Origin of the sequence: Acinetobacter sp. YK3 (assembly GCF_001729365.1) — a bacterium.
Classification (GTDB): domain Bacteria; phylum Pseudomonadota; class Gammaproteobacteria; order Pseudomonadales; family Moraxellaceae; genus Acinetobacter; species Acinetobacter vivianii.
The window spans coordinates 1-22,905 of record NZ_LZPJ01000073.1 but is presented as its reverse complement, the minus strand read 5'-3'; the positions used below and the strand labels follow the sequence as shown (position 1 = coordinate 22,905).

General features: G+C 42.1%; 18 protein-coding genes. 9 read left to right on the top strand and 9 right to left on the bottom strand.

Annotated features, from left to right (window positions below):
• The first annotated feature begins 132 nt into the window (after positions 1-132).
• Together A9Z07_RS06615 and A9Z07_RS06610 are read left to right on the top strand one after the other, a co-directional pair.
• Positions 133-1,410, top strand: a complete 1,278-nt coding sequence (locus tag A9Z07_RS06615) for an O-acetylhomoserine aminocarboxypropyltransferase/cysteine synthase family protein (protein ID WP_069577713.1) — start codon at positions 133-135, stop codon at positions 1,408-1,410.
• A 255-nt stretch (positions 1,411-1,665) separates the two neighbouring features.
• On the top strand, positions 1,666-2,553 hold the full coding sequence (locus A9Z07_RS06610; protein ID WP_004776098.1) for an SDR family NAD(P)-dependent oxidoreductase: 888 nt from the start codon (positions 1,666-1,668) through the stop codon (positions 2,551-2,553).
• 60 nt (positions 2,554-2,613) lie between these two features.
• Here A9Z07_RS06610 and A9Z07_RS06605 read toward each other — a convergent pair whose 3' ends face one another.
• Positions 2,614-3,717, bottom strand: coding sequence for an SDR family NAD(P)-dependent oxidoreductase (locus tag A9Z07_RS06605; protein WP_069577712.1), 1,104 nt, complete (start codon positions 3,715-3,717; stop codon positions 2,614-2,616).
• A gap of 106 nt (positions 3,718-3,823) precedes the next feature.
• Here A9Z07_RS06605 and A9Z07_RS06600 point away from each other — a divergent pair, with 106 nt between their 5' ends.
• Positions 3,824-4,201, top strand: a complete 378-nt coding sequence (locus A9Z07_RS06600; RefSeq protein WP_069577711.1) for a MerR family transcriptional regulator — start codon at positions 3,824-3,826, stop codon at positions 4,199-4,201.
• Positions 4,202-4,834: 633 nt separating this feature from the next.
• Positions 4,835-6,127, top strand: a complete 1,293-nt coding sequence (locus tag A9Z07_RS06595) for an MFS transporter (protein ID WP_005260039.1) — start codon at positions 4,835-4,837, stop codon at positions 6,125-6,127.
• Between the two features lie 66 nt (positions 6,128-6,193).
• On the opposite strand, the gene A9Z07_RS06590 is transcribed toward A9Z07_RS06595, so the two are convergent.
• Positions 6,194-6,958: an HD domain-containing protein gene (locus A9Z07_RS06590; RefSeq protein WP_069577710.1), complete on the bottom strand. Its 765-nt coding sequence runs from the start codon at positions 6,956-6,958 to the stop codon at positions 6,194-6,196.
• Between the two features lie 405 nt (positions 6,959-7,363).
• Here A9Z07_RS06590 and A9Z07_RS06585 point away from each other — a divergent pair, with 405 nt between their 5' ends.
• Positions 7,364-8,671, top strand: coding sequence for a CitMHS family transporter (locus A9Z07_RS06585; protein WP_069577709.1), 1,308 nt, complete (start codon positions 7,364-7,366; stop codon positions 8,669-8,671).
• Between the two features lie 88 nt (positions 8,672-8,759).
• Here A9Z07_RS06585 and A9Z07_RS06580 read toward each other — a convergent pair whose 3' ends face one another.
• Positions 8,760-9,644, bottom strand: coding sequence for a LysR family transcriptional regulator (locus A9Z07_RS06580; RefSeq protein WP_069577708.1), 885 nt, complete (start codon positions 9,642-9,644; stop codon positions 8,760-8,762).
• A 106-nt stretch (positions 9,645-9,750) separates the two neighbouring features.
• Here A9Z07_RS06580 and A9Z07_RS06575 point away from each other — a divergent pair, with 106 nt between their 5' ends.
• Positions 9,751-10,506 carry an SDR family oxidoreductase gene (locus A9Z07_RS06575; protein WP_069577707.1) on the top strand — a complete coding sequence of 252 codons (756 nt, stop codon included), beginning with the start codon at positions 9,751-9,753 and terminating at the stop codon, positions 10,504-10,506.
• 46 nt (positions 10,507-10,552) lie between these two features.
• Here A9Z07_RS06575 and A9Z07_RS06570 read toward each other — a convergent pair whose 3' ends face one another.
• From A9Z07_RS06570 to A9Z07_RS06550, 5 genes are all read right to left on the bottom strand, one after another.
• Positions 10,553-10,870 carry an AzlD domain-containing protein gene (locus tag A9Z07_RS06570; RefSeq protein WP_005260047.1) on the bottom strand — a complete coding sequence of 106 codons (318 nt, stop codon included), beginning with the start codon at positions 10,868-10,870 and terminating at the stop codon, positions 10,553-10,555.
• Positions 10,867-11,580, bottom strand: a complete 714-nt coding sequence (locus A9Z07_RS06565; protein ID WP_069577706.1) for an AzlC family ABC transporter permease — start codon at positions 11,578-11,580, stop codon at positions 10,867-10,869. Before A9Z07_RS06565 ends, A9Z07_RS06570 begins: the two co-directional genes overlap by 4 nt.
• 77 nt (positions 11,581-11,657) lie before the next feature.
• Positions 11,658-12,488: an AraC family transcriptional regulator gene (locus A9Z07_RS06560; RefSeq protein ID WP_069577705.1), complete on the bottom strand. Its 831-nt coding sequence runs from the start codon at positions 12,486-12,488 to the stop codon at positions 11,658-11,660.
• A 229-nt stretch (positions 12,489-12,717) separates the two neighbouring features.
• The gene (locus A9Z07_RS06555; protein ID WP_069577704.1) at positions 12,718-14,907 is read right to left on the bottom strand and encodes a SulP family inorganic anion transporter; all 2,190 of its coding nucleotides are present in this window, start codon (positions 14,905-14,907) and stop codon (positions 12,718-12,720) included.
• A 274-nt stretch (positions 14,908-15,181) separates the two neighbouring features.
• A complete protein-coding gene (locus A9Z07_RS06550) occupies positions 15,182-17,527 on the bottom strand; it encodes a Tex family protein (RefSeq protein WP_005260062.1) in 2,346 nt (781 codons plus the stop codon).
• 416 nt (positions 17,528-17,943) lie between these two features.
• Here A9Z07_RS06550 and ompR point away from each other — a divergent pair, with 416 nt between their 5' ends.
• The 3 genes from ompR to A9Z07_RS06535 all read left to right on the top strand — a co-directional run bounded on the left by ompR (position 17,944) and on the right by A9Z07_RS06535 (position 21,998).
• Entirely contained in the window at positions 17,944-18,708 is a 765-nt protein-coding gene (ompR, locus tag A9Z07_RS06545) for a two-component system response regulator OmpR (protein WP_004657337.1), read from the top strand.
• 17 nt (positions 18,709-18,725) lie between these two features.
• Entirely contained in the window at positions 18,726-20,183 is a 1,458-nt protein-coding gene (locus A9Z07_RS06540) for an ATP-binding protein (protein WP_069577703.1), read from the top strand.
• Positions 20,184-20,483: 300 nt separating this feature from the next.
• Entirely contained in the window at positions 20,484-21,998 is a 1,515-nt protein-coding gene (locus A9Z07_RS06535; RefSeq protein ID WP_047430217.1) for an acetyl-CoA hydrolase/transferase family protein, read from the top strand.
• 60 nt (positions 21,999-22,058) lie between these two features.
• Here A9Z07_RS06535 and A9Z07_RS06530 read toward each other — a convergent pair whose 3' ends face one another.
• On the bottom strand, positions 22,059-22,790 hold the full coding sequence (locus tag A9Z07_RS06530) for a class I SAM-dependent methyltransferase (RefSeq protein WP_069577702.1): 732 nt from the start codon (positions 22,788-22,790) through the stop codon (positions 22,059-22,061).
• Positions 22,791-22,905: the final 115 nt, after the last annotated feature.

The following is a 22,905-nucleotide window of genomic DNA, read 5'->3' as shown; positions in this document are numbered from 1 at the left end:
AAAAAATTCATCTGCTTCGGATCAACCCTGCTATATCACTAAAAACACTATAGAGCGCAAAATTTATGCACCATTCTGGATAAAATATAGGCTAGACTCGATGATTATTTAACTCACGTAGATGATGTAATCATGACCTATAAAGATGAAACTTTAGCCATTCATGCGGGATATTCACCAGAAGCCACCACCAAAGCTGTGGCTGTGCCGATTTATCAAACGACCTCTTATGCCTTTGATAATACACAACATGGTGCAGATCTATTTGACTTAAAAGTTCAGGGCAATATCTATACCCGCATTATGAACCCAACCACTGCAGTGCTCGAACAACGTATTGCAGCACTGGAAGGTGGCATTGGCGCTTTGGCTTTAGCCTCAGGCATGGCTGCTATTACCTACGCGATTCAAACCATTGCCGAAGCAGGTGACAATATTGCATCGGTCTCAACCTTATATGGTGGAACCTACAATCTATTTGCCCACACGCTGCCAAAGCAAGGCATCGAAGTTCGTTTCTTCGATTATCAAAATCCAGAGGCCTTACGCCAGATTATTGACGACAAAACCAAACTGGTCTTTGTTGAGTCGATTGGTAATCCACTCGGCAATATTATCGACCTTGAAGCCATTGCCAAGATTGCACATGAATACGGCGTGCCTGTGATTGTTGATAATACGGTAGCTACTCCTGCGTTATTAAAGCCCTTCGAGTTCGGTGCTGATATCGTGATTCATTCCCTAACCAAATATATTGGCGGACATGGCAACAGCATCGGAGGCGTGATCGTCGATAGTGGCAAATTCCCTTGGGACAAATATCCTGAGCGCTTTAAGGCTTTGAATACGCCTGATCCAAGCTATCACGGCGTCAATTATGTCGAAGCCTTAGGTGAAGCCGCCTTTATCGCTCGTGCCCGTGTGGTGCCGTTACGTAATACAGGGGCTGCAATCAGTCCGCTCAGCGTGTTCCTTATCTTGCAAGGGCTGGAAACTTTAAATCTGCGTATGGAACGTCATACTGAAAATGCCATAAAAGTTGCTGAATATCTAAAACAACATCCAAAAGTAAAATGGGTGAATTATGCGGGTCTCAAAGATCATCCACAGCACCATTTGGCACAAAAGTATGTGAAAGGTAAACCTTCTGCTATCCTCTCTTTTGGCGTACAAGATGGCTTGCAAGGTGGTACCCGCTTTATTGATGCATTGCAGTTATTTACCCGTTTGGTCAATATCGGTGATGCCAAAAGTCTGGCTTGCCATCCTGCAACCACAACCCACCGCCAGCTCAATGCAGAGGAGCTAAAATCAGCGGGTGTCAGTGAAGATTTAGTCCGTTTATCAATCGGGATTGAGCATGTTGATGACCTGATTGCAGATCTTGAACAGGCCCTTGCCCAAGTTTAATTATAATGAAATCAACAAGCCCCAGAATAGGGGCTTATTTTTTGTGCAAAACTTTAAAAATATGATTGCTTTTTCAACTAATACAAGACCTTGTTTTAGAGTTTTTACTCTAAAAAATCTATTATTTTTCAGATATTTACACTAGACAAACCAAAAAGATCGGTTAATATTAGACCAAAATAAATTGCAGTGTTAAGCGATATAGGACAGCATTGCATACAACAGCATTATTCGTGATGAATGTAGGATACTTACATGAATGCAAAACTCAAAAAACTTTTTCAGCAAAAAGTCGACGGTAAAACAATCATTGTCACTGGTGCATCAAGTGGTATTGGTTTAACGGTTTCAAAATATCTTGCGCAAGCAGGTGCCCACGTCTTATTGCTCGCTCGCACCAAGGAGAAGTTAGATGAGGTAAAAGCAGAAATCGAAGCTGAAGGTGGAAAAGCCTCTGTTTTTCCATGTGATCTCAACGAGATGGAATCAATTGATGCAGTTTCAAAAGAAATTTTGGCTGCGGTCGATCATATTGATATTCTTGTAAATAATGCAGGTCGTTCAATCCGTCGTGCTGTGCATGAGTCGGTTGACCGTTTCCATGACTTCGAACGTACTATGCAGTTAAATTACTTCGGTGCAGTTCGTCTGGTTCTCAACATCTTGCCGCACATGATGCAACGCAAAGATGGTCAGATCATTAATATCAGCTCGATTGGTGTGCTTGCCAATGCCACTCGCTTCTCGGCCTATGTTGCATCAAAAGCTGCTTTAGATGCATTTAGCCGTTGTTTATCTGCTGAAGTGCATTCACATAAAATTGCAATTACCTCTATTTATATGCCTTTGGTACGCACGCCAATGATTGCGCCAACCAAGATTTATAAATATGTGCCTACGCTTTCACCAGAAGAAGCTGCTGACCTGATTGCTTATGCCATCGTAAAACGTCCGAAGAAAATCGCAACCAACTTAGGTCGCCTTGCTTCGATTACTTATGCGATTGCACCAGATGTCAACAATATCCTCATGTCGATTGGCTATAACCTGTTCCCGAGCTCTACCGCTTCTGTCGGCAAACAAGAAAAACTCAATCTGGTTCAACGTGCTTATGCCCGCTTGTTCCCAGGTGAACACTGGTAATCTCTTTTTTCGAGTTGAGTAAAACAGCCAATCTTTTGATTGGCTGTTTTTTTTAATAAATCAGGAATGAGTCGTGTGATTAACCCAGTCAGTGGTTTTACGAATTGCTTGTTCGAGATTGCCCGTTGAAATCTGCCACCGCTGCTGAAATTGCTGTAAAACTGTTTGTTCCAAAGGCTCAGTTCTAAGGAAATTTAACATTTCCGTAGATAATTCCAGCTTTCTCGCCAACCATTGCCATTTTAAAATGAACGTCAATAAGCCAATCGGGACATGTCGTGTAGGTGCAGTGACCTGTAACTGGTCCGCAATCAAATGGGTCAATTGATGCAGAGCAAGATGATGTTCGCTGACGACTAACATTGCTTGGTTTGCCAAATCCTGATCCAGCGATGCCTTTACCATTATCTGACATAAATCATCGACACGAATCAAAGGTAGATAATGCTGTGCTGTTGCAGGAAGTGCACTCATTTTCTTGCGTTTCAGCAAATCAACTATTTGGGCAATCGGTTGATTTAAAGGAATTTCACCTGAAATATCATCCCCTAACACAGTCGCTGGATGGATCACAGTCCAGTCCACAGATAAGTGCTGTGCACATTGTATCCATGCAAAATGCGCTTCTATCTTAGAAGCTTCATAGGCACCTAAGCGCTGATAAACAGCTTGCCACTCCGTCTTGTCAGGCTGTTCGAGACAGACGCCTGCCTGTTGTAAATGGTCAAGCAGCGTTAGCATATAACCAGACACATGCACTACCCGTTTTAAGTCACAATGCTGATGTACACACGTCAATAAATTCAATGCGCCTTCAACATTAACAGCCCGTGCTTGCTGCATACCCAGATTCCATGCAAACAACGCGCTACTATTATATAAAGTATTCACAGATTTTAGCTTTTCCCAATCTTGCGGATGAATGGCAAGATTTGCCTGAGTGACATCTCCCTGAATAAAAGCCAGGTGATGCAAAGATACATTTTTCTGGGTAAGCCAATGCGTCAGTGTTTCTTGCTGGTCAGCCTGATTCCGAACCAAAGCAAAGACTGAATGCCCCTGTTTCAAGAGCTCCAAAACTAAATATCGGCCAATAAATCCAGTTGCGCCTGCAACCAATGCAATTTGTCTATTCTGCTGAATGCTTAAGTTGTTATTGTCCATCTCACATGCCTTTTGATTGAATGTAGGCACAGGCTAAAGGATGGAGTACACTCAATGGTCAAGTAGTTGATACGCCACTTTTTTAAAATAATAAAGGATGCTCACCATGTTGATTGGACAGTTGGCTAAACAGGCAGATTTAAGCCGAGATACCATTCGCTTTTATGAAAAAATGCAACTGATCCAGTCTATTACCTGTAATAATGGCTATAAAGATTACCCTGAACAAACTCTACAACAACTACAACTCATTCGCTCTGCTAAAAATCTGGGTTATACGCTAAATGAAATTAAACAAATTTTAGCAATGACGGCGCAAGACGAAATTCCAGCGGCACAAGTTCAAATAATCGTTCAAGAAAAGCTAAATCTCATTGATGAAAAAATTGCCCAGCTTTATCAAATCAGAACCATGCTCAGCAAACTTACCCAAGGAAAGCCGTGTCCATTACGAGCAGACTGCCCGATTCCATCATTCGAATGATTATTTTTAAAAGTCAGAGGACAATATTGAAGACTGTTCTGACATGATTTCTCCAACAAAACAGTCAAAGTCATATCTTTTAAAATCCACTTAGTCACCAATGCGATGTGAGTCCAAAACTGAAAATGATAGTTTGACGAAAAAACACCCAATAAAAAGAACGATTAAGCGTGTGTATAAACTAAAACTTATCCACAGCTTCGCTGATTTAATCACCAACCCTAACGATTCGGCCTGTTTATAACCTAATTAGAGGATATCCATTTTTAATACATTGACCAAGATTTAATCTCCACAAAGCCATTCAATTAATTTCAAAGAAATAGTGCAAATGCTATGCACCAAAATAGTTCTTTTACATTCCATTTACACAAATTAAATGAGAGAGCTAAAAGTATTATCCCTGTGTAGCACTCAATTATTTGCTTTTTAAAAGATTAAAACCTATACATTGACCATTCTGACATCCTATATCTGTCAATGATTTAGCTCAAAAGCACGCATATTCTCCGCATACAAAAATGTATTCATAAAAAGCATACAAAATAGTGTCATTTTCATGCTTCTTTAGCGGTATATAACATTCTGTAAAGATTCAGTTACAGAATCTTGCTTGGTTGAAAAGGAACGTATATGAGTCAGGTATATAGCAAGGAAGAAAAAAGAAGTCGCATCAAAGGTATTGTCGGTGCGGCATCAGGGAACTTGGTTGAATGGTTTGATTTCTATATTTATGCCGTCTTTGCTGCTTATTTTACGCATGCATTAACTGCACCGGATATGGAGCCAACCACGAAAGCGATTTATGTCTGGGGTGTATTTGCTGCTAGCTTCTTTATGCGTCCAATTGGTAGCTGGTTATTTGGACGTATCGCTGACCGTAGCGGTCGTAAACAGTCCATGGTGATTTCTATCTGCCTGATGGCGTTGAGTTCATTCCTCTTTGCAGCATTACCAACGTATGATCAAGTCGGTATGTGGGCACCCTTCTTGCTCCTGATGGTTCGCTTATTGCAGGGTCTTTCTGTCGGTGGTGAATATGGTGCGGTAGCCACCTACATGAGTGAGCTGGGGTTAAAAGGACAACGTGGTTTCTTTGCTTCGTTTCAATACGTCACACTCTCAGGCGGTCAGTTACTCGCAAGCTTACTCGGGGTTATTTTGCTTGGCTTTATGACTGAACAGCAATTGAATGATGGCGGCTGGCGTATCCCATTCGTGATTGGTGGTATTGCTGCGATCTTGTCTTTACTGGCGCGTAGTCGTTTAGAAGAAACCTTATCGCATGAAGATGCGGAACGTGAGGAATCAGGTAGTTTAGTTGCCTTACTTAAACAGCACTGGAAAACCTTCTTGCTGGTAGTGGGTTATACCTCTGCGGGTTCATTAACCTTCTATGTTGTTACTGTTTATTCTAAAACTTATCTGACCAACATTGGTATGGATGGCAAAACCGTTGGTTTCATCATGACAACAGCATTGTTTGTCTTCATGTTGGCGCAACCTTTATTTGGTATGCTTTCAGACCGAATTGGCCGTCGTGCTTCCATGCTGGCTTTCAGTTTACTCAGCGCAATCTTTATCTATCCAGTGATGGTGACAGGTATGCGAAGCTTTGTTGATTCGCCTGTCATTATTACCTTATTGCTGATTTTCTTGATGATGCTGCTCAGCTTCTACACCTCGATCAGTGGTTTGGTGAAAGCAGAAATGTTCCCTCCGCATGTTCGTGCCTTAGGCGTTGGCTTCTCTTATGCAGTGGGTAATGCCTTATTTGGTGGTTCAGCACCTTCGGTTGCATTACTCTTTAAAGATGCAGGCATTGAAAATATCTTCTTTATTTATGTGATTATCATGCTGACAATCTGCTTCTTCTGTAGTTGGGCATTACCGAAGAAACCAGAATATCTGGAACATGACCACTAAATAAATTCGATTCAAAATACTGAGAAACCACTTTTGTTTAGGCAAGAGTGGTTTTTTTATTTTGGCTTATTCCAAGTAAGGATTTAAATTCACCAACTGTTTAAAACCGCTCTGTACAATCATTGCAGTACGGGATCGGGGCCGTTTATGTGCTTCTTGTTGCGTAAATTCAATCATGATCCGATTAAAATCGAGACGAGGATATTTTTGCTGCAATTGCTGTCTAAACTGTTTTGAAAACTCAAAGCCACGGCTTCCAATCACATCACAGCTAGCAGCTTGTTGTAATAAATGAGCCTCAACACCTTCCTCAAGTCCAACATATGGATTCATATGCATACTGATCACATCAAAAAGCTGATCAGCGCGTCCTTCTTCCCAACCTTGTTGAATTGACCAGTCTTTTGCAGCATAAGCACCTTGTCCAGCAAAACAACGACAATCTGCATGATGCTGATCATATTGTGTCGTCATCCCCAGATCATGTAACAGACAGGAGACAGCTAACAGTTCATGATCACATGGGTGTTGGTGTATTTTGGCAAAGGCACTGGCATAGCACCATGTTCGAAGACAATGATTCTGTAAGGCCTCCGTACTGCAAGATTGCATTTGGTCTAAGGCATGTAGCACATCTGCGCTATCAGGTAATGTGAGATCCGCGATACTCAGCTCATGCTGTTTATCCACCTTGTCACGATGTGCTAAGGCATAGCTTTTAATTGTTTGTTGAATAACAGGAAATAAGCTATGACGGAGTAACGCCAAACGGCCTCTTAACGCTAAATCACCTGAAGTCCGTGTCATCCATATTTGTCGGCCAATTTGCATTGCATTTCTCAAATTAGAGTAATTACTCTAATTTTTAAAGCAAAGAATTCATAATGTCAAAATCTTTAACTTGCTTTGATTCACATGTTCTAAAAAAATAGGTCGTTATTAAAAAAATAATCCTCCACTTCATCACAAAGAACTCGACTATATTTCCTGATTATACGAATAAGAAAATGCTGATAACTTATCCACTTTTCAGATAGTTTTGCACATCATTTAAATTCTATTTTTGCAATAAATTAAACAAATTGTTCATTTATTCATCTTTTCGTGTAGTTTTTCTTCTTAAATTTAAGCTTATTTTAAGATTTTATGCATAATGGACGGCGCTTTATTTTTTATTTTTGGTGTACTTTTAACACTTTTTTTATGGCAAGAGGTTACGGCTTAAGGGAGTAAATAATGCTTACGCTGATAGGTATTCTAATTATTGTAACGATTGTCGCGTTACTCATGTCTGGCAAAACCAGCCCGATCGTCGCAATGTCGATTGTTCCACTTATTGGGGCTTTAATTGCTGGTTTTTCTATTAGCGAGATTTCTGGTTTCTTTGAAGCAGGGCTATTAAAAGTCAGCAAAGTGGCCACTATGTTTTTATTTGCCATTTTGTTTTTCAGTATTTTAAAAGAGTTACATGTTTTTGATCCGATGATCCGAAACATGGTGCGCATGACCCGCGGCAATGTGGTGATTGTTGCGGTGATGACCACCCTGATTGCTGCCGTTGTCCATCTGGATGGTTCTGGCGCAGCAACTTTTCTTATTATTATTCCCGCTTTACTTCCACTCTACCGCAAACTGGGTATGAGTCCTTACTTGATGCTTTTATTGATGGCTGGCAGTATGGGCATCATGAATATGGTGCCATGGGGTGGCCCGCTAGGCCGTGCTTCTGCGGTAACGGGTATTGAAGCTGCTGAACTCTGGCGTAGCCTGATTCCTGTTCAGATCATCGGAGTCGTGGGTATGATGGGCTTTGCGGTGTTAATGGGTTTACGTGAAAAGAAACGTATTCTGGCAGCGCAAGTGTTAGGAACCACACCTTTTGAGCAAGACTGCATGGCAGCTGACATGGCTGAAGATGTACAAGAAGAAGTAAAACCTAAAAAATTCTGGTTTAACATCGGCTTGGTAGTTGTTGCAGTGATCTGTCTGGCTTTTGGTCTGTTCTCAGCGCCCTATGTCTTTATGATTGCATTATCACTGGTGTTATTGGTGAACTTCCCGAAACCAAGAGAACAAATGGCGGTGATTAGTCGTCATGCACCTCAGGCATTAAGCATGGTTGCAATCATTTTTGCTGCGGGTGCTTTCTTGGGAATTCTCTCAGAATCAGGTATGTTGAAGTCCATCGCACTGGATCTGATTCATATTTTACCAAGTACCTGGGTCGGTAGCTTACATATTCTGGTCGGTATATTGGGTGTTCCAATGGACCTGTTTACCAGCACCGATGCTTACTACTTTGCCCTCTTACCAATTGTTCAGGAAGTAACGGCAACGGCTGGTGTAACTGCTGATTCAGTGGTTTATGCCATGGCGATTGGTAATAACGCAGGAACATTTGTCAGCCCATTCTCACCAGCAACATGGCTTGCGATGGGTCTTGCAGGTACAGATATGGGACGCCACTTACGCTACTCGTTTGGCTGGATCTGGCTATTTAGCTTCTTCACCTTAGGTGTTGGTTTCTTGCTAGGCCTCTATTAATCCTTGTGAAAATAAAAAAGCATACTTCGGTATGCTTTTTATTGCCTGAATATTTGAGATTTATTCAGATAAAAGTTGAGGTGATTGCCTAAAGCTGACTTTTTAATAATTCATCCAGCCATTCAATAAAATCCTGAAAATATTTAGGGCGATACTGACGGTCCGTCAACAAAATATTCACTGGTAATTGCAAACTTGGGACTTCGATAAATAAGCGCTGTAATCGTCCTTGTTGTACATAAGGTGCAGCATCAAATTCAGGAATCTGGATAATACCAATCCCTGCTAAGCCAGCCTGAATATAGGCTTCGGTATTTTCAATCAATAAACGATACGGCATTTTTATTCGCTGATCCCGAAATACCAATTCGCTCCATTCCCGATAATGTTTCGCTACATGATAGTCCACAGCGTAATGCTGTTGGAGTTCCTCAAAGCTCTTCGGCTCACCAAATTTGGATAGATAATTCGGTGCTGCTAGCGTCCAGATGTGGGTCTGTGTGATGGGTCGAATCAGTAGATATTCATCCTGCACCTGCCCAACCCGCACCACACAATCGAGTTGCTGCTCAATCAGATTGGAAAAATCATCACTGCCATTGACCAATACTTTGACTTTGGGATAACGCTGATAAAAATGTAGTAAGTGAGGAATCAATAGCTGTGTCGCCAATCGTTTGGGTAAGCCAATACTGATCTTGCCTTCTGCACTACGCACATGAGTTTTAAACCGATTGAGCTCTTTTAATTGCGTCACCAGACGCATCGCTTCCTCATAAAACAGACTCCCCTCATGTGTTAAAGATACTTTGCGCGTAGTTCGATAGAACAATAACACTTCATATTCTTTTTCAAGCGCTTGTATTGCGTAGGTCACATTAGAACGTGGCAACCCCAGTTGCAGTGCAGCTTGTGCAAAAGATTGCTTCTCTGCCACTAAACAAAAGATTTTTAAGCGGTCAATCTTATCCATTTTATTATTCAACTTTGTTGCACAATCAGTTCAATCCTAACAACTATTTCAAATAAAAAAATTCAATTAGCATAATTTTCATACAAAACAAGACGAGGATAAATCAATGTCAAAGCATGCTCTAAAAGAAAAAACCGTATTGATTACAGGCGGTGCCAAAAACTTAGGTGGCTTAATTTCACGTAAATTTGCTGAACAAGGTGCAAACTTACTCATTCATTATAATAGTGCGGCAACGCAAGCGGATGCAGAAGAAACCTTAAAGGCCGTGCAAGCGTTCGGGGCAAAAGCAATTTTGGTGCAAGCAGATTTATCCGATATCCAGAATATTGAAGCACTCTTTGTCAAAGCCAAAGCAGAATTTGGTGGCGTTGATATTGCCATCAATACCGTTGGGCGTGTCCTGAAAAAAGCATATCTGGACACCACGGAACAAGAGTTTGACGGGATGAACGATATTAACAATAAAATTGCTTATTTCTTCATTCAATCCGCAGGTCGTCATCTCAATCCGCACGGAAAAATCTGTACCATTGTGACCAGTTTACTTGCTGCTTATACGGGCCTTTATTCAACTTATGAAGGCTTAAAAGCACCAGTAGAACACTACACCCGAGCTGCATCGAAAGAGTTTGGCGAGCGTGGCATTTCGGTGACTGCGGTTGCACCTGGCCCAATGGATACGCCATTTTTCTATGGTCAGGAAGCACCAGAAGCCGTGGCTTATCATAAGTCTGCGTCAGCCTTAGGTGGACTGACCCAAATTGAAGATATTGAACCTCTGGTTCGTTTTCTGGTGACAGATGGCTGGTGGATTACAGGCCAAACCATTTTCGCAAATGGTGGTTATACCACCCGCTAATTCCAGAAATGAAACGCTTGGGCATTTTATTTAACAGCCCAAGCGTTTAATGCAACCAAAATACCAACCCGTAAAAACAGGCCAGACTCAAGATAATTGTCAGTAAGGTATGCTTCACCTTGTAGGCAATTCCAATGGTAAGCAGCGTCGCCAGAAAATAGGGATTGAGTAAGGTGCTACGAAAAGCGCCATGTTCATCCATAAATACAATCGGCGTTGCAATCGCAGTTAATAAACACGGCGCAGAATACTGTAAAGACTGTTGGAACCATTTCGGTAAACGTAATGGAATATTCGGTTCCAGCAGAATATAACGATTCATGAATACGACGATTGCCAGAATAATCAGAAGAAACCAACTCATGCCGCACGCTCCCGTAGATTCTGTAAGCAAGTTGCGGTCAACATGCCAATCACACCAGCCAGAATCGCTGCACTTTTAATCCCCAGACTTAAGAAAACGACGGTCAGAATCACGGACACCAACACACCGACCAGTGTATTCAGGTTCTTAATAAACGGAATCACGATGGCAATAAAGGTAGCAACAATAGAGAAATCTAAATGATATTGATCCAGATTGGGTACCGAAGCTGCCAACAATACACCACACAGGCTGAACAAGACCCAGCATAGATAAAAACAACTGCCTGCACCCAGCAAGTAATAAATATAGTGCTGCTGTTTTTTAATGCTGACTGCAAAAAGTTCATCGGTCAGTAAAAAGCCCAACATGAGACGATACTTTAAAGGCTGTCTGGAAATATCTTCACGGAGATAGAGTGCATATAGATAATGCTGGGTCGTGATTAAAAAGACAGAGATGATGATCGTTAAAGCAGGTGTCCCAGCCATCACCAAACCTAAAGTCATTAATTGCGCTGCACCTGCAAAGACCAGCGCCGACATCCCCACCGCCTGTAAGGTGGTTAGCCCAGCCTGAATTGCCATAGAACCTGCAAGTAAACCCCACGGTAACACGGCAAAACACAGCGGCAATATTTTGACGACGCCATTAAAAAATGCCCGCGTTACGGTCATGGGTGTGTCATCAGTTACGCTGTCAGTTAACATCAAAATCACAATCGTTGATCAAAGACGGTATGACTATGCCAAAATTTGATTTAGGAGAATTGTATAAAATTGCTGTTTTATTTGAGATAGGCAATATAACCGCCGGGGGTGATGCCAAAGGTCTGACGGAAATGACGACTAAAATGACTTTGATCAGAGAAACCACATTGCTGTGATACCTCAGATAAATTCAGTCCTTGTCTTAATAATTTTTGAGACTTCTGCAAACGCGCCTGTACCAACCATGCATGCGGTGACAATCCGACATGCTTTTTAAATTGTCTCAAGAAATGCCACTGGCTCAGATTGGCCATTTCTGCCAGCTCAGCCAAGGAAAACTCTTGCTCAGGCATACTTGCCATCAGTTCTTTAATATTGAGGATTCGTTGCTTGGCATTGCTCAAGTCGGTCACATGCGGTTTGACCTGACTGTATTTGGACACTAGCCATGCAATCGTAGACAAGAATAAGGTCTGTTTTAATAAAGTATTATTCGGTTGTTCAAGTAAATCAAATAATATGCGGAATTGTTGAGCCAAACCTTCATCATGCAGGACAGCTTCACGAAACCACGGCGCAGTGCCATGAACAGTGGTCAGATCTCGAGTAAGTTCATTAAACACTTCAGGCGTCGGATAAATCGCACGATAACGCCAACCCGTGTCTACAGCCGAAGATCCTGTATGGACTTCATCGGCATTGACCAGAATAATATCGCCCTGGGGTGCCACATGATTGCCACCTGTACGATAAAAGCGTTGTGCACCCTCTTCAATCACACCAATACAAAATCCTTCATGAACATGTCGTGAAAACTCCTGCTGATAGTAACTTGCTTTCAGCATTTCCAGACCACCCAGTTCCTCCAGGTGTAAATAATCAACTTGTTCCCGAGGTCTACGCGACATCACGACCTCCTTTGAATTTTTTGCATCATGTCAGGTTAGCGCGATTGCATGAAATTTATAGAATAAAATTGCTGTTTATTCGGGCTATTCTACGCCTAAGACAGAACTACGTAAGACTTTATTCTCCTTTTCACTCGATAAAATTCCAATTCAAGAGACAAAAAAAATAGATCTATCACAGCGCAAATAAAAAAGCGCCTCATAACAGGCGCTTTTTTAGCTTTAAAGATCAACTATCCAGAAACTCGACATGTCCTGTTTTAACATCATAAATTGCCCCGACAATTGCAATTTCACCTCGCTCCAGCATCTCTCTCAATACTGGACTATGGGTAATGATGTATTGAATATTGTAGTGGACATTCATCGCCGTCACCTGATTGATAAAGGCCTTACTCAAATCACGTGGCTGCATGATGTCATAGACACTGTCGACCGAATGCATCAGCGGTCCCAGTACATACTGGATATGCGGCATCTCTGGGACATCGGCAACCTGTTTATGCTGCAAACGTAATTGGCAAGCACTGGTGACAGCACCACAATCGGTATGGCCCAAAACCAGAATCACCTTTGAACCTTTGGCCTGACAGGCAAACTCAAGCGAACCCAGTACTTTTTGCCCCGCAATATTCCCAGCAATTCTTAAACTGAATAAATCGCCAATCCCGACGTCGAAAATCATCTCGGTCGGGGCACGCGAGTCCATACAGCCCAGTACCGCTGCAATCGGGTGCTGTCCTTCATCCGCAGTCACTCGGATCTGGCGATAAATATCCCGTTGCAGACGTTCATTTTTCACAAAACGTTCATTTCCCTCTTTGAGTAATGTAATGACTTCTTGCGGGCTTAACTTACGTTGCAGTTCTCGGGTACTGATATAAATATCCAGTGCTGCCTCATCGACATCCTGATAATGTTGCTTAAATCCGATGAGCTTTAGATCAATCTGGCGTTTACTGGCAGTTTCATTCTGATAGTCCTGAATCACTTGATAAATATCTGGATCAATCGAATCACACTGGGTTGCATCAATAATTAACTGTTGATGTTTATGCACATGTTCCAAGGCTGAGATCAATGCCGAACGGTTTAGAAAGGTCACTTGTGAAGGCAGTTCAATGCGGGTCACGATGCCGTGCAAATGCTTTTCTTTATAGACCCGTACGCCTTTATTAAAATTACCATAGAGAATGAAACCGCTACTGGTCAGCAAACCGATTACGATGCCAGTCAACAAATCTGTCAGTAAAATTGCAACCAGCGTAATAATAAAAGGTAAGAACTGTTTCCAGCCTTTCTGATATAACTGCTTAAATAATTTTGGATGAGTAAGCTTAAAACCCGTCAAAATCAAAATAGCGGCCAGCGCAGATAGCGGAATCATGTTCATCAATGGCACAAAGAACAAGACCGCCAATAACAAAAGTACCCCATGAATGATGGTAGAACATTTACTGCGTGCGCCTGTATTGGCATTGACCGAGCTGCGTACAATCACCGATGTCACTGGCATTCCACCAATCAAACCCGACACAATATTGCCCGCCCCTTGTGCCCACAACTCACGATTGGGTGGAGACGATCTTTTTTGTGAATCCAGTTTATCTGCCGCTTCCAGATTCAATAATGTTTCTAATGAAGCCACGATGGCTAAAGTGACCGCACCAGTGTAAATCAATGGCTCAGCCAGATAAGTAAAGTCAGGGAAAACCAGCACCTCTTGAGGCGCCTCTAAGATATTAGGCAATTGGATCAGGTTATCGGTTTGCACCGCCCACGGCGAACCAATATGAATTAAAATAAAATTTAAACCAGCAGCCAGTACAACAGCAATCAAGGCAGATGGTAGAGCCAGTTTTTTCAATGGACTGCTATCCCAAGCCAGAATCAGAAATAAGCTCAGTAGGCCAATTAAGGCAGCGCCCAGATCAAAATGCTGAACCAAGGCACTCGGTGTACTGGTCCATAACATATCCCAAGAAAAGTTGGATAAACCGAATAAATAAGGCAATTGAGTTACTATCAGAATTGCGCCAATTGCAGCCAGTAATCCCAAGATCACATTATTGGGAATAAAATTCGCAAAGAAGCCCAATTTAAAGAGCCCAAATAAAATCTGTAAAATCCCGGCAAAGACGATACACAATAAAAAAGCGGCATAATTGCCGCCTAATTGATCCAGTTGTACCAGAATGACCGCAGTCAGTCCTGCTGCCGGACCTGAAACGCTGATGTGAGAGCCACTCAGCAGCCCGACGATAATGCCGCCAACAATTCCAGCAATAATGCCTGAAATAATGGGCGCTCCAGAAGCTAAAGCAATACCTAGACATAAAGGCAAGGCCACGAGAAAAACGACAACGCCGGAAAGGAGGTCATTTAAATGGAATCTATTTTTCAGTGTTAAACTTGTCATAAGGCAACCATTTATAATAAAAAATAATTAATTTTTACTGCCTGAAAGTGTTTTCCCGACTTCAAGGCTTGCATGATATTGTCCGACAAAGTGCAAGTTTTAAAGTTTGGTTACGTTATAACGTTGTATATTTATTTATCGATTTAAACCTATTTTTGTTGATCTTAAGATTCACCTCATCTTGGATTTCAACAGACTTTAAATCTACAGTGCATTAAATGAATCACAGCAATAAAAAAACCTCCCGAAGGAGGTTTTTTTAGGAATTATAAATTTACTTAGAACCTTTAATCCCAGCTTGTAATAACAATGCACCTAAACCACCAATTTTTTGCTCTTGAGGTTTATCAGATTTCGGCTTGTTATGTTGTGGGCGCTTAAAGTCACCTTCTTTGCGTGGTGGACGTTGACCCTGTGGCTTACGCTCAGTACGCTCTTGCGGAGCACGTTGTGGACGCGCTGCTTTCGCTGGCGCAGAACCTTCTGCACGCATACTTAAGTTAACACGATTACGTTCTACGTCAACCTGCATCACACGTACTTGTACGATTTGACCTGGTTTGACCACTTTATGTGGATCAGATACAAATTCATTAGCAAGTTCAGAGATATGGACTAAACCATCTTGGTGTACACCCACATCAACAAAGGCACCGAAGTTGGTCACATTGGTTACCACACCTTCAAGCTGCATGCCTTCAGTCAGTTGAGCAACCTCAGTAATGTCTTCACGGAACTTCGCAGTACGGAACTCTGGACGTGGGTCACGGCCTGGTTTTTCCAATTCAGCTAAAACGTCCTGAATAGTCGGCAAACCAAATTTGTCATCGACAAACTCATCTGCCTTCACTTGGCGAATGATTTCAGTGTTACCAATAATATCTTTTACCGTAGTTGCTTTTGCCGCAACAATTTTTTCCACCAAGCCATAACTTTCAGGGTGAACAGCAGATGCATCCAATGGCTCTGAACCATTTTGAACACGTAAGAAACCTGCTGATTGTTCAAAAGTACGTTCGCCTAAACGTGGTACTTTTTTCAATGCCTGACGGTTATCAAAGCGACCGTTTTCTTTACGGTATTCCACGATTTGCTGAGCAATCGATTTATTCAGACCTGCAATATAAGCAAGAATTGCAGGAGAAGCCGTATTCACATCTACACCAACAGCGTTCACACAGTCTTCAACCACTGCATCCAGTGTTTTTGCCAAACCAGTCTGATTCACGTCATGTTGATATTGACCTACACCAATTGATTTTGGATCAATTTTAACGAGTTCAGCCAATGGATCTTGCAAACGGCGTGCAATTGAAACTGCACCACGAATCGACACATCAAGTTCTGGAAGCTCTTGTGAAGCCAGCTCACTTGCAGAATAAACTGATGCACCCGCTTCACTTACGGTAATACGCGTCAATTTCAAATCTGCATTGGCTGCCATCATTTCTGCAACCAAAGCTTCGGTTTCACGACTTGCAGTTCCGTTACCAATCGCAATAAGTTCCACGTGGAACTCTCGGCATAAACGCGCAAGTTCTGCAAGCGAACCTTCTTTATCTTCTTTTGGTGCAAATGGGTAAATAGTGCTATGCGCCAGTACATCCCCTGCATCACTCACGACAGCAAGTTTCACGCCAGTACGGATACCAGGATCTACACCTAAAGTCGTGCGGCTACCTGCAGGTGCAGAAAGTAATAAATGACGTAAGTTTTCAGCGAAGACATCCATCGCTTCTGCTTCAGCAGCTAAACGCTTATCTGTTAATAATGAATGTTCAATTTGCGGACGGATTTTACCCAACCAGAATAATTTAGCGGTTTGCTTTAAATAATCCTGACGGCTTTGTGGTTGAAGCTGCTCAAGATTATATTCTGTCTCAATACGTGCCAATGGTGCATCATCTTCACCATCCACTTTCAAGCCCAGTACATTTTCCTGACGGCCACGTAACATCGCCAATAAACGATGTGAAGGCACTTTATTGAGATTTTCAGAAAATTCAAAATAATCACGGAATTTCTTGCCCACTTCTTTTTTCTCATCAGAAGCGACTGCACTTTTCAACACTGCAGTTTTAGCAAAAGTTTGTTTTAATTCAGTGGTTAAGGCAATATTTTGTGCCCAGTCATCAATCAGGATATGCTGGATTGCATCGAGCTGACTTTCAGTATCTGGATAGTCTTCATGACTAAAACCAGCCAAAGCTTCAGCAGGATCAATTTGATCTGCAAGAATTTTTTCAGCAATTGGCCCTAAACCAGCTTCTTTTGCTTTAAATGATTTGCTGGTGCGTTTTGGACGATAAGGTGCATAAATTTCTTCTAATGCATTTTTCGTTTCAGCCGCATTTACACGTGCTAATAAATCATCGCTTAATTTATCTTGTTCTTGTAAAGATTGAATTACCTTCTCACGACGCTCGTATAAATCACGTAAATAAGTTAAACGTGTATCGAGTTGACGTAATTGCGTATCGTCTAAGCCTTGCGTGACTTCTTTACGGTAACGTGCAATAAAAGGAACGCTAGCACCTTCATCAATTAAACGAATAGCAGCTTCTACTTGGTTTGGACGTACGGCAAGTTCATTTGCCAACTGCTGAACTAAGTCAGTCATCGTGATTGATTCCACAAGGGTTAAGTCTAAAAGCAATGATTATAAAGTTCATGGCTATAAAATCCACCATTGTTTTTTTGAATATTGTGTTTTAGCTGTGTATAAATTTTAAACATAGCGCTTTATTTCGTCATTATGGACAGGGTTTTTAACAAAATCAGCCCCCTTATCTTTTATGCAAATCGCCGAATGTTTCCAAAACAAGCTGTTTTTTCTGCCTAAATATTGAAAAATAGGTTGATTGTCATGATTTTGCCTGTATATATTTGGTATCTATCTCTTGATTTTATTGGCAATATTTGTTGCTTTATAACATAGCCAAAACTGTGCAATGAATCGTATACTCGAAGGTCTATAGATATTTCACACTCGCATTGCATAAAGACGATGACAATAAACGATAAAGGAGCACAATCATGAGTTTAGTTGTACCTGCTGAATCGACGGAAACCGTACACCATGAGACAGACCGGGTCGAACGCATTTTAGTGGTTGATGACGATGTGCGCTTGCGTACGCTTTTACAACGTTTCCTCGAAGACAAAGGTTTCGTCGTAAAAACTGCTCATGATGCGACACAAATGGATCGTTTACTACAACGTGAACTATTCTCTCTAATCGTGCTTGATTTTATGCTCCCTGTAGAAGATGGTTTAAGTATTTGTCGTCGCTTACGTCAGTCTAATATTGACACGCCAATTATTATGCTTACCGCACGCGGTAGCGATTCTGACCGTATTGCAGGTCTTGAAGCGGGTGCAGACGATTACCTGCCAAAACCGTTTAACCCAAATGAGTTACTTGCCCGTATCCGTGCGGTATTACGTCGCCAAGTGCGTGAAGTACCTGGTGCACCAAGTCAGCAAGTTGAAGTGGTTAGCTTTGGCCCTTGGTCACTCGACTTGTCTACACGTACCTTGACCCGTGAAGGTCAGGTAGTGACGTTGACCACAGGTGAGTTTGCGGTATTGAAAGCCCTCGTTCAGCACCCTCGTGAGCCGTTAACACGTGACAAATTGATGAATCTAGCGCGTGGCCGTGAATGGGGTGCAATGGAGCGTTCAATCGATGTTCAAGTTTCGCGTTTACGTCGTTTAATTGAAGATAACCCTGCTCGCGCACGTTACATCCAGACCGTTTGGGGTGTGGGTTACGTTTTTGTTCCAGATGGCGCAGAGTAAGTTCAGGAAATTAAACGTTGAAACTTGAACCAATTGATCCACAAGAATTTACCGAGTTCGCGGCTTATTCCGAAAGGCCCCGAACCAAATGGGAACGTTTTTTAGATAAAATTAAACCGCGTTCTGCTGCCATGCGCACCACCATTCTGGTCTTGTTCATGGTGTTTTTTAGCCTGTTTATGTCCTTGTGGTTCTTTTGGCGAACGCTTTATCTTCCTGAATTACAGCAACACGCACGCTATCTCGCAATTGAACTGGAACTGGTCAACAATCCAGATATCCGTATTTTGCATCGTGATAGCGAAGTGGATGTCGATACATGGTTAAAAAATCGTATCGGCATTGAATATGTAACTGATCCCAAAGAATTTCCCAAAGTTGAAGATAAATTCCTAGCAGAACTGTTTACCAATCAAATTGAAGAAAAACTGGCGAAAGAGCTCGGCGTTAAAGACGTCACTGTTTATTTTAAATTTAAACCCATTCCACGGATCTGGATTCAAACGCCAGAAATGGATGGTAACTGGGTCAGAGAACCTTTAAAAACCTATACCAACTATAGTGTTGAGCTGATTGCTGGCTGGTTATTTGGTGTCCCGATTGTCTCATCTATCATTATTTTAATTCTGGTTCGCCAAATGAATCGACCTTTACGTCGATTGCAAAATACCGCGAATAATTATAGTAAAACAGGGAAAGCCCCCTACCTCGATACTAATCATGGTCCGCTTGAGATCCGTCAGGTCAATCAGGCCTTTAACCATATGGTGTATACGCTGGAGCAAACCGAGCGTGATCGCCAAATCATGCTGGCGGGTATTTCGCACGATTTACGCACACCATTAACACGTATTCGCTTAACGGCTGAAATGCTACCTGATGAGTTTTTCCGTGAAGGTCTGATCTATGACGTGGATGATATGGACGCGATTCTGAATCAGTTCATTTCCTATATGCGTGATGGTTCCGATGAAGAACTCACAGAAACTAATCTGAATAGTCTGTTGCAAGAGCTGGTAGTACAATTCAAGCCACTGGATATTCGTTTTGAAGCACAAGAACTGCCGATCATTGCTGCCCGTAGTTTGTCTCTGAAACGCCTGATTGCCAATCTGATCAATAATGCCAAGCGTTATGGCGCAGAACCGATTGAACTGTCTGCCAGTCATGTCGATGATCATATCCTGATTACCGTCGCCGATCATGGTGAAGGTATTCCACCTGATCAGGTCGAAGAACTGATGCAGCCTTTTGTCCGCGGTAATTCTGCACGCACCATTCAAGGTAGCGGACTTGGACTGGCAATTGTGAAACGTATTGTCGACATCCATCAAGGCCAGATCAATATTCGTAATCGTGAACAAGGTGGCTTGGAAGTGGTGATTTCGCTCCCTATTCCAACGGCTGCACCAGCAACCGAATCACCGAATAATGCCATTGATAAGATCAAGCAGACTCTTACAGGGCATTTCTAAACCAAAATGCTGAATCAATCGCATAAATTCTGTTGATTTAGACTAAAGTCGCCTATTTAATCACCACAAAATCGGCGACTTTCTATCCATTCGATACACTTGTTACAACTTGATTTATTCACCCCACATTTATCTTTTTTCTTCTAAATTCAAGCAACTATCTCGTATCTAAAAATCAGGCTGAAACATAAGTGCATAAAGCGTATGCAGCTGTATTAGACCTTAGCCTTATTTCAATTCACTTTTCATGTTTTAGCGCTAAAATCCATACCCAATGAAAAGCAAAATTGAGAATGGATGATGTCTTTAAGTCGTATTCGCCTTGCAGCTCTACACGACAAAGTGATGAGTGCAGAACAGGCTGCCAGCTTTATTAAAAATGATATGACGGTAGGTATGAGCGGTTTTACCCGTGCAGGTGAGGCAAAAGCTGTTCCTCAGGCATTGGTTGAACAAGCCAAGAAAAGTCCGTTAAAAATCACGTTAATTACTGGTGCAAGCCTCGGCAATGACTTAGACAAGCAATTGACGGAAGCAGGTGTACTTGCTCGTCGTATGCCATTTCAGGTCGACAATACTTTACGTCGTGCCATCAACAACGGCGAAGTGATGTTTATTGACCAGCATTTATCTGAAACCGTTGAGCAAATGCGTAACCAGCAACTCAAACGTCCAGATGTAGCGGTGATTGAAGCGGTTGCGATCACAGAAGAAGGTCATATTGTCCCAACCACTTCTGTAGGGAACTCTGCGAGCTTTGCGATTTTTGCAGAAAAAGTGATTGTTGAAATCAATACATCTCTTAGCGAAAACTTCGAAGGTCTGCACGATATTTATATCCCGACTTACCGTCCAACACGTACCCCACTCCCATTAACAAAAGTGGATGACCGTATTGGCTCAACTGCAATTCCAATCGATCCAGCGAAAATCGTCGGTATTGTGTTGAATGACACCGCAGATTCTCCATCTACCGTGACCCCGCCTGATGCTGAAACTCAAGGTATTGCGAATCACTTAATTAAATTCTTTGAAAAAGAAGTGGCTGAAAGCCGTTTAGCGAAGAACTTAGGTCCATTACAAGCAGGGATTGGTTCAATTGCCAATGCCGTTTTAACGGGTCTTAAAGATTCAAACTTTGAAGATCTGGTAATGTATTCAGAAGTACTACAAGACTGTACCTTTGAATTGATTGATGCAGGCAAAATGAAGTTCGCTTCAGGCAGCTCAATTACTTTATCAGCACAATGTGGCGAACGTGTTTTTGGCAATCTTGAAAAATACAAAGACAAGCTGGTGTTACGTCCACAAGAAATTTCCAACCATCCTGAAATCGTACGTCGCTTAGGGATTATCGGGATTAATACTGCGCTTGAGTTTGATATTTACGGTAACGTGAACTCAACGCATGTCTGTGGTACCAAAATGATGAATGGTATCGGCGGTTCAGGTGACTTTGCCCGTAATGCTCACCTTGCGATCTTCGTAACCAAATCCATTGCCAAAGGTGGCGATATTTCATCGATCGTGCCAATGGTCAGCCATGTCGACCATAATGAACATGATGTTGATATTCTGGTCACCGAAGTGGGTCTAGCTGATTTACGCGGCTTGGCACCACGTGAACGTGCGCGTGTGATTATCGACAACTGTGTACACCCACTTTATCAAGGTGCACTCAACGATTACTTTGACCGTGCTTGCGAACGTGGCGGCCATACGCCACATATTCTGCGTGAAGCATTGTCTTGGCATGCCAACTTTGAAGAGACAGGTCATATGTTAGCACCTGTAGATATTGCTAAATCAGCTTAATATCTCCTTGGTTCTTCATCAAAAAGCATGCTTCGGCATGCTTTTTTTATTATCAGCCTTTTAAATACTTTGCCGCCCCACTCTCAGCAGAATAGGAAAAGTGACCTGCATCGGTTGCTGGATCAGCACGATATCCTGTAAATCTGCTAAAGCACTGACTCGCATTTGATCTTGGTAATGTTTTATCGCAGACCAAGTATTGAGATAATCCCACAACTGCTGTCCTGTCCAACATAGTTCAATCTGAAACTGTGGCATTGGAAGTTCCTCAAAAGGAAATGGAATCGTTTGATAATGCTCATCAATATAGCGCCGCTCTGCATCCCAGAAGCCGTGTAAGGTCTGAGAATAAAGTTGTCGTATCCGATCATTCAAAAGCGCGTCATCAAGCGCTAACAAGCCATAACCAATCACTGCAATCACACCATCTGGTTTGAGCGTGCGCTTCACTTGTGCGTAGAATTTTTCAAAGTCAAACCAGTGAATCGCCTGCGCAACGGTAATCAAGTCAAAATGATGATCTGGAAAAGTGCACTGCTCCGCAGCTTGCTGTAAATAGCTGACATTACTCAAAGCCGGCGCCTGATCGAGCTGGTTCTGGCTTAAATCAGTTGCGATCACCTGTTGAAAATACGGCGTAATCAGCCGCGTTAATTGTCCTGAACCTGCACCACAGTCCCATGCGCAATCAAAACCTTTAAGCTGCTTAATTAAGCTATCTATGAGCGATTGTGGATAAGTTGGTCGCGCCTGTTGATAAAGTTCACTTTGCGCCGAAAACAGATCTTTCATGCGATGTTATTCTTCAATTCTTCTACTTAACCTCAATATAGCAAAATATTGAAGCAATAAAAAAAGCCTCAAACTTTCGTTTGAGGCTTTTTGAATATGGTGGCGAGACCCAGGA